A 13,472-nucleotide genomic window follows, 5' to 3' on the forward strand; every position below is an offset into this window, starting at 1 on the left:
TGAACCGTTTTTCACGCTGGTGCAAAAAGCAAAAACCCCGCCGAAGCGGGGTTTTATAAGAAGTTGAAGCTGACCGTTAAGCCGCTTTCTTTCATGAAGAGCGTCGTGGACAGTCATTCATCCTGCCCGGGCCCTGATAAGCAAAAACCCCGCCGAAGCGGGGTTTTGTAAGAAGTTGAAGCTGACCGTTAAGCCGGGTTCTGTCGTGGACAGTCATTCATCTAGGCCAGCAATCGCTCACTGGCTCAAGCAGCCTACCCGGGTTCAGTACGGGCCGTACCTTATGAACCCCTATTTGGCCTTGCTCCGGGTGGAGTTTACCGTGCCGCGAACTGTTACCAGACGCGCGGTGCGCTCTTACCGCACCCTTTCACCCTTACCTGATCCCGCTTGCGCGGGCCATCGGCGGTTTGCTCTCTGTTGCACTGGTCGTAGGCTTGCGCCTCCCAGGCGTTACCTGGCACCCTGCCCTATGGAGCCCGGACTTTCCTCCCCTCCGCCCGTCTCCCCCGAAGAGGACGACGACGAAGCGGCGACTGCCTGGTCAGCTTCGGCGCGAAGTATAGAGGGTTTGCGCCCCCATGTCACGCTGACTTAACCTCTGGTTCGCATGCCGATAGCGACCGTCGCGGCGATATCACGCGAGGCGCGGTAGATATTCTCAAAAGCGTCTTTCAGGGCCTCCTCCAGCGTCCCGATGCTGTTCAGCACGCTGAATACCGCGTCAATGCCGTGCTGATGCACAACCGCGGCATCGCGGGACAGCGAGCCGGCGATGCCAATGACCGGCTTGCGGTATTTCTTCGCGACTGTCGCAACGCCGGTGGGGACTTTGCCACGAATGCTTTGGCTGTCTATGCGCCCTTCGCCGGTGACCACCAGCCAGCAGTCGTGGATATGCTCCTCCAGGTTCAGGGCCTCGGTGACTATCTCAACGCCGCTGCGTAAATCAGCCCCGAGAAACGCCATTAAGGCTGCGCCCATGCCGCCTGCGGCGCCCGCGCCCGGCGCATTTTTCACCTCTACACGCAGATATTTTTTTATCATCTGCGCAAAATGCACCAGATTACGATCCAGCTCGACAATCATGCTTTCGTCGGCGCCTTTTTGCGGCCCAAAAATTCGGGATGCGCCATTATCGCCCGTCAGGGGATTGGTTACGTCGCATGCCACGTTAATTACGCAGCTTGCCAGACGCTTATCCAGCCCGGAAATATCAATGCTGTTCAGGGTGAGCAGGCCCACCGCCGCCCGGGCCGACCTCTGTGCCGTTCGCATCGGTTAGTTTTGCGCCCAGCGCCTGCATCATTCCCGCTCCGCCGTCGTTAGTCGCGCTGCCGCCGATGCCGATAATGATACTGCGCGCGCCTTTATCCAGAGCGCGTAAAATCAGCTCCCCGGTGCCGCGCGAAGTGGTAATAAGCGGGTTGCGTTTCTCCGCGGGTACGAGTACGAGTCCGCTGGCTTGCGCCATCTCGATAAAAGCTGTTTTACCGTCGCCGGACATGCCCCAGCATGCCGATACGGGCTCGCCCAGCGGGCCGGTGACGGTCGTGACGAATTTAGCTCCCCGCGTTGCGCTAACCATGGCATCGACGGTGCCTTCGCCGCCGTCCGCAACCGGGACCGCTATATAGTGGGCGTCAGGAAATATTTCACGAAATCCCTTTTCGATAGCCTGCGCCACTTCAACGGCTGAGAGGCTTTCTTTATAAGAGTCGGGTGCGATAACGATTTTCATAGTAATCCATGCCTGATTCAGCCTGAGAAAACAGGGCGCCTCTTAACGCTTCGCGACCTCAACCTTCGCCAGTTTTTCGTAGTAGCATGCGATGGCGCTGTGGTCGTCGTTACCCTGGCCGTCCGCGCGCAGCGCCTGCATCATCTCCATAACGGCTGCGGTCAGCGGCAGCTGGGCGCCTACGCCGTGAGAAGTATCCAGCGCATTCGCGAGGTCTTTAATATGCAGATCGATACGGAAGCCGGGCCTGAAGTTACGATCCATCACCATCGGCGCTTTCGTCTCCAGAACGGTGCTGCCCGCAAGGCCGCCGCGAATCGCCTGGAATACCAGCTCGGGATTGACGCCGGCTTTGGTTGCCAGCACCAACGCTTCGGACATGGCGGCGATATTCAGCGCGACAATCACCTGATTCGCCAGCTTGGTTACGTTGCCCGCGCCGATATCACCGGTATGGACGACAGAACCCGCCATCGCTTTAAGCAAAGCGTAATATTTATCGAACAGCGCCCGATCGCCGCCGACCATGACTGACAGCGTACCGTCAATGGCTTTGGGCTCGCCGCCGCTTACCGGCGCGTCGAGCATCGCGATACCTTTGGCTTTCAACGCTTCGCTGATTTCACGGCTCGCCAGCGGCGCAATGGAGCTCATGTCGATAAATACGGTGCCCGGCTTCGCGCCCTCAATAATGCCGTTTTCGCCCAGCGCAACTTCTTTCACGTGCGGAGAGTCAGGCAGCATGGTGATTATCACTCCGCACTGCCCGGCAATATCTTTTGGCGTGGCGGCGGTTTCCGCGCCGGCGGCCATCAAATCAGCAACCGCCTGCGCGTTATGGTCGGCAACCACCAGCGGGTAACCGGCTTTGATAAGGTTTTTGCTCATTGGCCGCCCCATAATGCCAAGGCCAATAAATCCAACTTTCAGCGTCATAGCTTTACTCTCTCGTTATGTATGAACGGACTTTATTTTTTAAACTGGTCGCATAGCTTCTGGGTCGCGGAGCGGAAAATGCCTAAATCGCTGCCGACGGCGACAAACGTTGCCCCCCATTCCAGATAGCGGCGCGCGTCGGCCTCGACCGGCGCCAGGATTCCCGCCGGCTTGCCGAACGCCTTCGCCCGCGCAAAAATGTACTGGATAGCGCTTTGTACTTCCGGATGAGAAGGATTGCCGAGGTGTCCCAGCGCGGCGGACAGATCTCCTGGGCCGACAAAGATACCGTCTACGCCATCGGTTGCCGCAATGGCGTCCAGGTTATCAACGCCTTGCTGGCTTTCAATCTGCACCAGCACGGCGATGTGCTGATTTACCTGCTTAAAGTAGTCAACCACGGTGCCGTAGCCGTTGCTACGGTGCGAAACCGACACGCCGCGAATGCCCTCAGGCGGGTAACGGGTGGAAGCGACCGCTAAAGCAGCCTCTTCCTGAGTTTCCACGAACGGGATAAGGAAGTTATAGAAGCCGATATCCAGCAGGCGTTTGATCGTTACCGGATCGTTAGCCGGCGCGCGAACGACCGGGGCGCTATGGCTGTTGGACAGCGCCATCAGCTGCGGAATAAACGTAGTGATATCGTTTGGCGCGTGTTCGCCGTCCAGCACGATCCAGTCAAAGCCGGCAAGGCCCAGCACTTCGGTGCTGACAGGGTTAGCCAGCGCCGACCAGCAGCCAATCTGTATCTGGTGGGCCGCCAGGGCGGCTTTGAATTTATTTGGAAAGACATCGTTATTCATAATGTTTTACCTTAATTTTTTCTGTAGCCTGCATCCGCTATCATCCGCCGATAATTAATAATTTATCAGCGTCATCAATGCTGGTAATAAAAATGCGGCGCGTCCAGCAGGGTTAATCATCATCGTCATTAAGCCAATTGATAATATTCAATTTGAGCTGCGATGGCCTTTTTAAACCGGCGTACGCTCGGTATATTCTGTCTTAATATCGCTTCCAGATAATTAATCTGTTGTTGAAGGCACGCAGCGTAGTATAGCCAGCGCAGGCTGCGGCGGCATCAGGCAATTGCACAATAGCAGGGCTTCAGCAGACGATTATTCTGAGCATTGGTACATGATCATGGGGCGTGTTGCACATATTTTTATATTGCTCTGCCGAGCGGAAAGGCGTGACGACATTAAGTGATCTGAATCACATCCTTATATATATCGGCCTGCCATTATTTATGCAGCAAGCCATTCCTGCGAGCTCAATTACTTTATGTTCGCCACTGATAAATAAGTAGCGGTATATCCGGAGAAGAGTGAATAATGTCAGATAGTGAAAATAGCCAGCCGGCGCCGGCGGCCTTTTATATCAAAGTGCATAAAAATGACAACGTCGCTATTATCGTCAACGACAATGGTTTGAAAGCCGGCGCCCGGTTTGCCGATGGGCTGACGTTGATTGAGCATATTCCGCAGGGCCATAAGGTCGCGCTGGTTGATATTCCCGTCCGGGGTGAAATCATTCGCTACGGAGAAGTGATTGGCTATGCGGTCCGTGACATCCCGCAGGGCAGCTGGATTGACGAGTCTCTGGTCGAGCTGCCGGAAGCGCCGCCTTTGCATACTCTGCCGCTGGCCACCCGGGTTCCGCAACCCCTGCCGCCGCTGGAAGGCTATACCTTTGAAGGCTACCGCAACGCGGACGGCAGCGTGGGCACCAAAAACCTGCTCGGCATCACCACCAGCGTTCACTGCGTGGCGGGCGTGGTGGACTATGTGATTAAGATTATCGAGCGCGACCTGCTGCCCCGCTACCCGAACGTGGATGGCGTCGTCGGCCTGAACCATCTGTACGGCTGCGGCGTTGCCATCAACGCCCCGGCGGCGGTCATTCCCATCCGCACCATCCATAATATCGCCCTGAACCCGAACTTTGGCGGCGAAGTGATGATTATTGGCCTGGGCTGCGAAAAGCTCCAGCCGGAACGCCTGCTTGCAGGCGGCGAAGATGTGCAGGCAATCCAGGTGAGTGAGGCGAGCATCGTTCGTTTACAGGATGAACATCATGTCGGCTTCAAATCCATGGTGGACGATATTCTCGCCGTCGCCGAGCGTCATCTGGCGAAGCTTAATCAGCGCCAGCGCGAAACCTGTCCGGCCTCTGAGCTGGTGGTCGGCATGCAGTGCGGCGGAAGCGACGCATTTTCTGGCGTGACGGCAAACCCGGCGGTCGGCTATGCCTCCGACCTGCTGGTGCGCTGCGGCGCAACGGTGATGTTTTCTGAGGTAACGGAAGTACGCGACGCCATCCACCTGTTAACCCCGCGCGCTGTCAACGAAGAGGTAGGCAGGCGCCTGCTCGAAGAAATGGCCTGGTACGACAACTATCTCGACATGGGGAAAACCGACCGCAGCGCCAATCCATCGCCGGGAAATAAAAAAGGCGGGCTGGCAAACGTGGTGGAAAAAGCCCTCGGCTCCATTGCTAAATCCGGCCAGAGCGCAATAGTGGAAGTGCTTTCACCGGGCCTGCGCCCCACCAAACGCGGGCTTATCTACGCGGCCACCCCGGCGAGCGATTTCGTCTGCGGTACGCAGCAGGTAGCGTCCGGCATTACCCTGCAGGTCTTCACCACCGGGCGCGGCACGCCATACGGCCTGCTGGCCGTCCCGGTGATTAAAATGGCCACCCGCACCGCGCTGGCAAACCGCTGGCATGACCTGATGGACATTAACGCAGGCACCATCGCTACCGGCGACGCGACCATTGAAGACGTAGGCTGGGAGCTGTTTAAACTTATCCTGGAGGTGGCGAGCGGCCGCCGGAAAACCTTTTCGGATCGATGGGGATTGCACAACGCCCTGGCGGTTTTCAACCCGGCTCCGGTCACCTGATTTTTCTTCGCCGGGCCCGCTTAAAAAAGGCGAGCCTGGCGCCCCGTTACCCGATCTCACCCTGGGTGCGATAGATGACATACTCCAGCAGCTGGCGGTAGGTATCGGTGGTCAGAACATCCTGCTCCTGCTCAAGACGATGAATAAGCGTGGCAATGACGTCTTTATTCGACAGAGGCTTGCCCGACATCAGAATCTCAAGCGCAACGCTACCTAACCGCTGAGGCGCATCCGTTGTCCACAGCCCCGTCACCTTCATAAATTCCTCAGGCATTTTTCAAGTCTCCATTTGTCAGCAATAAGGGTTTTTCTGGTTAACTTCTGGACGTTGCTGGCGTCATGGCCCACCAGCTCAGAAGGCGATGACAAAAAAATAGTTCACCCGCCTTAACTTTCAAGCAACCGCCCGCTTTTTTATTATCGACGCTGGCTAACACATAAATAAAATTTATAAAAAAAAGGATAATTATCCTCTTTTTTACTCACAATTTAGTATCCGGCCCTTACTACCTGCTATGTAAAGTTCGGTAATTTCCCCGCGGGCTTTCCAACCTGTTTATAGTATTAATCTAAAATCCCCATAAGAAATCATTAACATCTTTTATGAATAATACTGAAAATTTAATTCAGATTGAGAAACTTCCTGGCGAAAAAAAATCGATCAAAAAGCAAACAAATCAAATTTGTTAATAGAAAACATCCTGATGAAAAATAAGAATTTTATTAAACTAAATCAAAAAAGTGATCCTTTTCAATGGCTTAAATTAAGATGCCAGGCTAATATTCATATATTGAATGATTGTTAACAAAACATTGGGAAAAAGAATCCCTGAACAAGCTTATATCACAGCTCATCACAATAGATCAGAACGGCTAATATCTGTCACAAGCTGGCGGGAGGCCAGGCGACGGCCTGGAGAGATGCACAGGCAGGATTTAACATTAACAGGAGCTTCAGGAGACCAGCAATGAAATGGAAAGTCATTGACTCATTGGTTAGCCCTTCTACAGGGACAGTATTTTCATGCGTCATTTCAGCGCGTAATTTAAAGCTGGTGCTGTGGTATGAGGCCACGCTGTTTTTAAAAGCCGGAGACGAATTAACCACCAGCGACCTGGGCTTTTTTATTAATGGCAGGAAAAATGAAATCGCGCTCTGCAATGTGAGCGCATTTAATGCACAACTGTGGAAAACCATGCGCGAGAAATCAGAATGCCCCGGCAATGGGATCGACCATCCGCAAACCTGTACCAACCCCGCGCCTTGTAAAATAAAAACCTGCCCCTTCGGTCTGAACAAAGCTTCGGAGCCGGTTTAAATACGCAACGCTTCGCTAAAAACACAGCGGCAGGGATAAAAAGAGCGCCCGGCGCTCAGGCCAGGCTGCAAAGCTACGCGGAAACCTTATTTCGCAGCTTTTTCAAGAGCATATTTATACAGCGCATTCTTTTTCACGCCGTGAATTTCGGCAGCAAGCGCAGCGGCTTTTTTCAGCGGCAGTTCTGCCTGCAGCAGCGCGAGGGTGCGCAACGCATCGGCGGGCAGCGCATCGTCGCTTTGCGCTTTAAAACCTTCAACGATCAGCACCATCTCGCCTTTTCGACGGTTCTCGTCCTCTTTAACCCATGCCGCCAGCTCTGCGATTGGCGCGCCGTGAATTGATTCCCACGTTTTGGTCAGCTCCCGCGCCAGCACCACGTAGCGGGATTCACCGAGCACCGCACAAATATCGTCTAAACTGTCGAGTAAACGGTGGGTGGACTCATAGAAAATCAGCGTGCGCGGCTCTTGCTCAAGGGCTTTTAGCGCATCGCGCCGACCTTTGGATTTCGCCGGCAGAAAACCTTCATAACAGAAGCGGTCCGAGGGCAGTCCGGCCGCGCTTAACGCCGCAATGGCAGCGCACGGGCCGGGCAGAGGCACCACGCGGATCCCGGCCTCGCGGCAGGTACGCACCAGGTGATAACCGGGATCGTTAATCAGCGGCGTACCGGCATCAGAAACCAGAGCAATACTTTGCCCTTCCTGCAGCTTCGCCAGTAACGATTCTGATTTTTGTTGCTCATTATGATCGTGCAATGCGAACAGGCGCGCATTAATGCCAAAATGCTGCAGCAATAAACCGGTATGACGAGTATCTTCGGCAGCAATCAGGTCAACGCTTTGCAACACGGATAACGCCCGCTGTGTGATATCGCCGAGGTTACCGATAGGGGTCGGAACGATGTAGAGCGTGCTGGCAGAAATCGCCGCCGTTTCGAGTTGTTTCATTGTTTCATCCGTATTGCCGATTTAATATTGAACACTTAAGAAGAAAAATTCACTGGATACAGCATGCTACCGTCTAAATTTATTCATTCTAAAGCCGGGCGCTGTCTGCCTGTCGTGCTTGCAGCCCTGATCTTCGCCGGCTGTACCGCGAAAGCGCCAGACCAGTCCGCCGCTCACATACAGGGCGAAGCCGCTGCGGATTCCGCGTACTACCTGCAACAGATGCAGCAAAGCGCAGATGATAGCAAGACCACCTGGCAATTACTCGCCATTCATGCGCTGCTTGGCGAAGGCAAGACCCGGCAGGCGGTAGAGCTTTTCAACCAACTGCCGCAACAGATGGATGAAGTCCAGCGCCGTGAAAGGGCGCTGCTGATGCCGGAAATCAAAATCGCGCAGAAAGATTATGCCGGCGCCAATATGCTGCTGGCGAAGCTCGATCCCTCCACGCTCAACAAAAAGCAGCAGGGCCGATATTATCAGGCGGTAATCGATGCCGGCCAGAACCGCCCGTCGCTGGAGCTGCTGCGCGCCTATATTGCTCAGGAGCCGATGCTCAAGGGCAGCGCGCATCAAAAAAATATCGACGGCACCTGGCAGACGCTGTCTGAGCTTACGCCTGAACAAATGAACGCCATGGTTATCAACGCGGATGAAAACGTTCTGCAGGGGTGGCTGGATCTGCAGCGCGTCTGGAACGACAACCGCAGCGATCCCAACATGCTGAAGGCCGGCATTAAAGACTGGCAAACCCGCTATCCGCACAACCCGGGCGCAAAAACGCTGCCGACCCAGTTGAGCAATATGGAAAACTATCAGCCGGCCTCCGTAGGTAAGATTGCGCTGCTGCTGCCGTTGAACGGCCAGGCCGCGGTGTTTGGCCGCGCCATCCAGCAGGGTTTTGAAGCGGCGAAGAATGAAGGTTCCGCGCCCGTGACGGCGGTTAGCGCGCCTGCACAAACGCCAGATGCCGGCGCGCAGCCTGCAGCTGTCGACGCTAACGCGGTAGCCAGTCCGTCAGACGCCTCGGTCAGCGATCTGACTGACGAACAGGCAGCGGATCCGGCGCCAGCACAACCGGCCCAGCCAGCGGCGCAGAACGCGATGGCCGCTCCGGCTAATCCCGCAGCCGAAGTGAAAATCTACGATACCAGCTCGCAGCCGTTGGATCAGGCGCTCGCGCAGGCGCAGCAGGATGGCGCTACGCTTGTCGTAGGTCCGCTGCTCAAAAACGACGTCGACCGGCTCGCCGGCAGCAGCACCCCTTTGAATATCCTCGCGCTAAACCAGCCGGAAAACGTGCAGAACCGCCCGAATATCTGCTACTTCGCCCTTTCGCCGGAAGACGAAGCGCGGGATGCGGCGGATCATATCTGGCAGGAAGGCCATCGCGCGCCGCTGCTGCTGGTGCCGCGTAGCGCGCTGGGCGATCGCGTAACCAAAGCCTTTAGCGCCGAATGGCAGAAGCTGGGCGGCGGCATCGTTCTGCAACAGCAGTTTGGCTCCGTGGGCGAGCTCAAACAGGGCATCAACAGCGGTTCCGGCATCGCCCTGACCGGTACGCCCGTGGCTTCTTCCACGCCGCAGCAAGAGGCGGTGACCATCGGCGGCCTGACCATTCCTGCGCCGCCAACGGACGCGCAAATTACCGCAGGCTCGGCCGGTGGCGTCGACGCCGCCTATATCGTGGCCACGCCTGACGAAGTGGCGCTGATCAAGCCGATGATCGCCATGCGCACCGGCAGCCGCAGCAGCGCCCAGCTGTACGCCAGCTCGCGCAGCTCGCAGGGCGTGAACGGCCCGGACTTCCGTCTGGAGATGGAAGGCCTGCAGTTCAGCGAAATTCCGATGCTCTCCGGCGGCAATGCGTCCCTGCAGCAGCAGGCGCTAAGCGCGGTGCGCAACGACTATTCGCTTGCGCGCCTGTACGCCATGGGCGCTGACGCCTGGCTGCTGGCAAACCATTTCTCCCAGCTCCGTCAGGTGCCGGGCTACCAGGTGAGCGGCAACACCGGCACGCTCTCTGCCAGCCAGGACTGCGTCATTAACAGGAAGTTAAATTGGCTGAAATTCTCTCAGGGTCAAATCATCCCGGCCGGCTGAGTCGTCAACGGGCAGGCGCGCACTATGAGCTGCAGGCGCGCCGCTTTCTTGAGCGCGAAGGACTGCGCTTTATCGCCGCCAACGTCCGCGTGCGCGGCGGTGAAATCGATCTCATCATGAAACATCATCACGTCATCGTCTTTGTCGAAGTGCGTTACCGTCGCAGCCCGCGCTTTGGAGGCGCGGCGGCAAGCGTCACCCGCGGCAAACAGCAAAAGTTGCTGCATGCCGCACGGAATTGGCTTGCCCGCACTTCAGGAAGTTTTGATACTGTGGATTGCCGTTTCGATGTGTTAGCCTTCACCGGCAACGAAATAGAGTGGTTAACCAACGCGTTTACCGCAGATGTTTAAAGTAACCAGGTAGAACAACGTGCTCGAAAGAATCAAAGTCTGCTTCACGGAAAGTATTCAAACCCAGATTGCCGCAGCGGAAGCTCTGCCAGACGCTATCTCCCGTGCAGCTATGACGCTGGTTCAGTCGCTGCTTAACGGCAATAAAATCCTGTGCTGTGGCAACGGTACCTCAGCTGCTAATGCACAGCATTTTGCTGCCAGTATGATTAACCGCTTTGAAACCGAGCGCCCAAGCTTACCTGCTATTGCACTTAATGCCGATAATGTGGTCTTAACCGCTATCGCAAACGACCGTTTGCATGAAGAAGTGTACGCCAAACAAGTACGTGCGTTAGGCCATGCCGGCGACGTGCTGCTGGCCATCTCAACCCGGGGCAACAGCCGGGATATCGTAAAAGCGGTGGAAGCGGCGGTCACGCGCGATATGACCATCGTAGCCTTAACGGGCTACGACGGCGGCGAGCTTGCCGGGCTGCTGGGGCCGCAGGACGTGGAAATCCGCATCCCTTCGCACCGCAGCGCGCGCATTCAGGAAATGCATATGCTGACGGTTAACTGCTTATGTGATTTGATTGATAACACGTTATTCCCTCACCAGGACGATTAAGGAGTACAGATGAAGGCATTTAAGCCACTTGCAGTCCTTATAACCGCGATTGCGCTACAGGGCTGTGTTGCCGCCGCGGTGGTTGGCAGTGCGGCCGTTGCCACCAAAACGGCGACCGACCCGCGCACCGTAGGCACCCAGGTTGATGACGGCACGCTGGAGCTGCGCGTGAACAGCGCGCTGGGCAAAGACGAACAGCTGAAGAAAGACGCGCGTATCAACGTGACCGCCTATCAGGGAAAAGTCCTGCTGACCGGGCAGACGCAGAATACCGAGCTGGCCTCGCGCGCGAAACAGATCGCGCTGGGCGTAGACGGTGCGACCGAGGTGTATAACGAAATCCGCAATATCGCCCCGGTTGGTCTGGGAACGGCGTCAACGGATACCTGGATCACCACTAAAGTTCGCTCGCAGCTGCTGGCAAGCGACCAGGTGAAATCTTCTAACGTGAAGGTCACCACCGAAAACGGGGAAGTATTCCTGCTGGGCCTGCTGACCGAAAGAGAAGGCAAGGCGGCCCGCGGATATCGCCAGCCGTGTGAGCGGCGTGAAGCATGTGACCACCGCCTTTACCGTTTTGAAATAAACCCTTACGGCCCTCCGCTGGAGGGCCGTATTATTTCCCGCGTGGCGTCAAAAACGGCTCAAACACTCCATCGCCACCGTTTTAAAATCTGCGAAATTGTTGCTGTCTCTGAGCCTTGGCATTGCCCTTTCACGCAGGAAGGTGACGAAGACGTCGTAAATCGCCATCGCCTCCTCATACTCGCTTTTACTGATCGCCAGCAGAAAAATCACGTACGCCGTCTCTTCGCCCCAGCTTATTCCCTTTGGCGCCAGCACGGTGTAGACCACGGTTTTATTGGCCATAAGTCCCAGCGAGTGCGGCAGCGCTATGCCTTCGCCCAGCATGGTGCTGACAATCGCCTCTCTTTCCACCACCGACGGATAAAAATCCTCGCCGACATAGCCTTCCCGCTCAAGCTGTTCGCACAGGGTGCTGAACAATTGCTGCTGCGTCACGGGTTCATCAATCACCAGGAAGTGGCGCTCATCGAAGTATTTCGCCAGCATATAGGGCCGGGTTCGGTCCACCAGCACCAGTTTTCCCAGCTGTTCGAGCTGATATTCCGTCGGGAAGGGCGCCATCGTCACCACTGGCTTCTCTTTCTCGTTTACCCGCGCGGTGGAAATCACGAAGTCCTCATCGATGCTTTCAAGCCGTTCGTAGTCACGCAGCGAAATAATGCGCTTCACCTCGATTTGCGGATACTTGCGCAGCAGCATCGCCTGAATCATACGCACCGTGGAGTTACCGGTATCGCATACCAGCAAAGCCCGCGGATTGCGCCGGTAGCCAATGTTGTAATGCCTCTCCAGCCCCACGCCGATATGCAGCACCAGGAAGCCAATTTCGTTTTCGCTGATGGCGTACGGCGTGTATTTGCCCCAGCTCGACACCGCAGCCAGCGTCATATCGTAGGCCATCGGGTAGTGCTGTTTAATGTTGGAAAGCAGCGGGTTGGGAATATTTATCTGGTAGCGCACGCGGGTAATCATCGTTTTGATATGCGTGAGCAGGTCGGCATGCAGCTGGGCATCCGTCAGCAGATTGTAGTTATAGTGCGTGTTGATGTAGCGCAGAATGTAGTTCACCAGCGCTTCGTCATCATCGGCGCTGATAGCGCTCGGCGCCACCTCCTGCACCTGGCGGGCGGCGATATGCACCTGTAGCCATTGCTCCTCCGCCTCGGAAAGCGGCTTGCCCGCAAGCCTTTGCAGCAGCCCTGTAATCTGACGCGCGGCTTCGCATACGTCGTCATCCACGTTGGCGGCGTTGAACTCAGCCAGGGGATAGCCTTCGCTAATGCGCCGCACCGCTACTGCGCAATACAGCAGGAGAAACTGCTCGCCTTCGTCCGTCAGGCGAATACGGCAGCGGGTAAAGCACTCGTGCAGCTCCTTTTCCAGCTGTTCCGGCACGCCCGCATTGAGCGCCTCTTCGGTCAGCAGCGGGTTTTCGCTGTCTTCTTGCATCAGCTGCCAGAGTAAATCAGTCAGACAGGGCCCGTACGGCCGTTTCGCTGCCAAACAGCTTCATGCCGTGGCGCGGACGGGTTTCTATCGTCAGGCTGTAACGGTTAAACCACTCGCGCACCTCCGCCATATCGCTTTGCAAGGTAGCGCGGCTGACGAACCACTCCTCGGCCAGGTCCTCAAGCTTGAGCGAAAAAGCGGAGGTCAGAAAACGCACCACCAGATAATGCACGCGCTCGGGCGAGGTGCGCGGAATGCGCAGCTGGCGAGACGGCTGGAGCACCAGATCCTGATAGCGCTCCTCGTCCTCAATTTTAAGCTGGTAGCCCACGCCCCGATTCAAAATAAACTGCGCGCCGTACCCGGCAATTAAGGCGTTCAACGCGGTGATATCCGCACGCACGGTGCGCGTAGAAACCGATAGACGCCGCGCCAGCTCATCCTGGGGCAGCGTCTCTTTCTGGAGCATTTCAAAAAGCTGGGCCAGACGAAGGTTTGGGAATCTCACAGCAGT

At 56.2% G+C, this 13,472-nt stretch carries 9 protein-coding genes, 1 other RNA gene and 3 pseudogenes; 6 read left to right on the top strand and 7 right to left on the bottom strand.

The window, feature by feature from the left end:
* Window positions 1-173: 173 nt before the first annotated feature.
* The 4 genes and pseudogenes from rnpB to garL form a co-directional block, all read right to left on the bottom strand.
* Window positions 174-552, bottom strand: an RNA gene (gene rnpB / locus WLO32_RS17945) — RNase P RNA component class A.
* 42 nt (window positions 553-594) lie between these two features.
* A pseudogene (gene garK / locus WLO32_RS17950) lies at window positions 595-1,741 on the bottom strand (glycerate 2-kinase).
* Window positions 1,742-1,783: 42 nt separating this feature from the next.
* Window positions 1,784-2,677, bottom strand: a complete 894-nt coding sequence (garR, locus tag WLO32_RS17955) for a 2-hydroxy-3-oxopropionate reductase (protein ID WP_435946358.1) — start codon at window positions 2,675-2,677, stop codon at window positions 1,784-1,786.
* 32 nt (window positions 2,678-2,709) lie between these two features.
* Window positions 2,710-3,480, bottom strand: a complete 771-nt coding sequence (gene garL / locus WLO32_RS17960) for a 2-dehydro-3-deoxyglucarate aldolase (protein ID WP_435946359.1) — start codon at window positions 3,478-3,480, stop codon at window positions 2,710-2,712.
* Window positions 3,481-4,011: 531 nt separating this feature from the next.
* On the opposite strand from garL, the gene garD reads away from it, so the two are divergent.
* Window positions 4,012-5,583, top strand: coding sequence for a galactarate dehydratase (garD, locus tag WLO32_RS17965; protein ID WP_435946360.1), 1,572 nt, complete (start codon window positions 4,012-4,014; stop codon window positions 5,581-5,583).
* A gap of 46 nt (window positions 5,584-5,629) precedes the next feature.
* On the opposite strand, the gene WLO32_RS17970 is transcribed toward garD, so the two are convergent.
* The gene (locus tag WLO32_RS17970; protein ID WP_435946361.1) at window positions 5,630-5,857 is read right to left on the bottom strand and encodes a biofilm development regulator YmgB/AriR family protein; all 228 of its coding nucleotides are present in this window, start codon (window positions 5,855-5,857) and stop codon (window positions 5,630-5,632) included.
* Window positions 5,858-6,551: 694 nt separating this feature from the next.
* On the opposite strand from WLO32_RS17970, the gene iraM reads away from it, so the two are divergent.
* Window positions 6,552-6,902, top strand: coding sequence for an anti-adapter protein IraM (iraM, locus tag WLO32_RS17975; RefSeq protein ID WP_435946362.1), 351 nt, complete (start codon window positions 6,552-6,554; stop codon window positions 6,900-6,902).
* A gap of 86 nt (window positions 6,903-6,988) precedes the next feature.
* On the opposite strand, the gene rsmI is transcribed toward iraM, so the two are convergent.
* Entirely contained in the window at window positions 6,989-7,855 is an 867-nt protein-coding gene (rsmI, locus tag WLO32_RS17980) for a 16S rRNA (cytidine(1402)-2'-O)-methyltransferase (RefSeq protein WP_435946363.1), read from the bottom strand.
* A 63-nt stretch (window positions 7,856-7,918) separates the two neighbouring features.
* Between rsmI and WLO32_RS17985 the strand changes: the two genes are divergently transcribed.
* The 4 genes and pseudogenes from WLO32_RS17985 to dolP all read left to right on the top strand — a co-directional run bounded on the left by WLO32_RS17985 (window position 7,919) and on the right by dolP (window position 11,507).
* Window positions 7,919-9,958: a penicillin-binding protein activator gene (locus tag WLO32_RS17985; RefSeq protein ID WP_435946364.1), complete on the top strand. Its 2,040-nt coding sequence runs from the start codon at window positions 7,919-7,921 to the stop codon at window positions 9,956-9,958.
* Complete coding sequence (locus tag WLO32_RS17990) at window positions 9,916-10,311, top strand: YraN family protein (protein ID WP_435946365.1); 396 nt, start codon at window positions 9,916-9,918, stop codon at window positions 10,309-10,311. The genes WLO32_RS17985 and WLO32_RS17990 overlap by 43 nt, the downstream gene beginning before the upstream one ends.
* A gap of 19 nt (window positions 10,312-10,330) precedes the next feature.
* A complete protein-coding gene (gene diaA, locus WLO32_RS17995) occupies window positions 10,331-10,921 on the top strand; it encodes a DnaA initiator-associating protein DiaA (RefSeq protein WP_034492968.1) in 591 nt (196 codons plus the stop codon).
* Window positions 10,922-10,930: 9 nt separating this feature from the next.
* Window positions 10,931-11,507 (top strand): annotated as a pseudogene (gene dolP, locus WLO32_RS18000) (division/outer membrane stress-associated lipid-binding lipoprotein).
* Between the two features lie 47 nt (window positions 11,508-11,554).
* Here the strand turns inward: dolP and WLO32_RS18005 are convergent.
* Window positions 11,555-13,466, bottom strand: a pseudogene (locus tag WLO32_RS18005) (BglG family transcription antiterminator).
* Window positions 13,467-13,472: the final 6 nt, after the last annotated feature.

The sequence above is a fragment of the Dryocola mayonis genome (assembly GCF_051307045.1).
Taxonomy (GTDB): Bacteria; Pseudomonadota; Gammaproteobacteria; order Enterobacterales; family Enterobacteriaceae; genus Dryocola.

What these genes read in the sequence shown, in the direction of transcription:
- garR (WP_435946358.1), bottom strand. Translation starts at nt 2,677, where the DNA reads ATGACGCTGAAAGTTGGATTTATTGGCCTTGGCATTATGGGGCGGCCA.
- garL (WP_435946359.1), bottom strand. Translation starts at nt 3,480, where the DNA reads ATGAATAACGATGTCTTTCCAAATAAATTCAAAGCCGCCCTGGCGGCC.
- garD (WP_435946360.1), top strand. Translation starts at nt 4,012, where the DNA reads ATGTCAGATAGTGAAAATAGCCAGCCGGCGCCGGCGGCCTTTTATATC.
- WLO32_RS17970 (WP_435946361.1), bottom strand. Translation starts at nt 5,857, where the DNA reads ATGCCTGAGGAATTTATGAAGGTGACGGGGCTGTGGACAACGGATGCG.
- iraM (WP_435946362.1), top strand. Translation starts at nt 6,552, where the DNA reads ATGAAATGGAAAGTCATTGACTCATTGGTTAGCCCTTCTACAGGGACA.
- rsmI (WP_435946363.1), bottom strand. Translation starts at nt 7,855, where the DNA reads ATGAAACAACTCGAAACGGCGGCGATTTCTGCCAGCACGCTCTACATC.
- WLO32_RS17985 (WP_435946364.1), top strand. Translation starts at nt 7,919, where the DNA reads ATGCTACCGTCTAAATTTATTCATTCTAAAGCCGGGCGCTGTCTGCCT.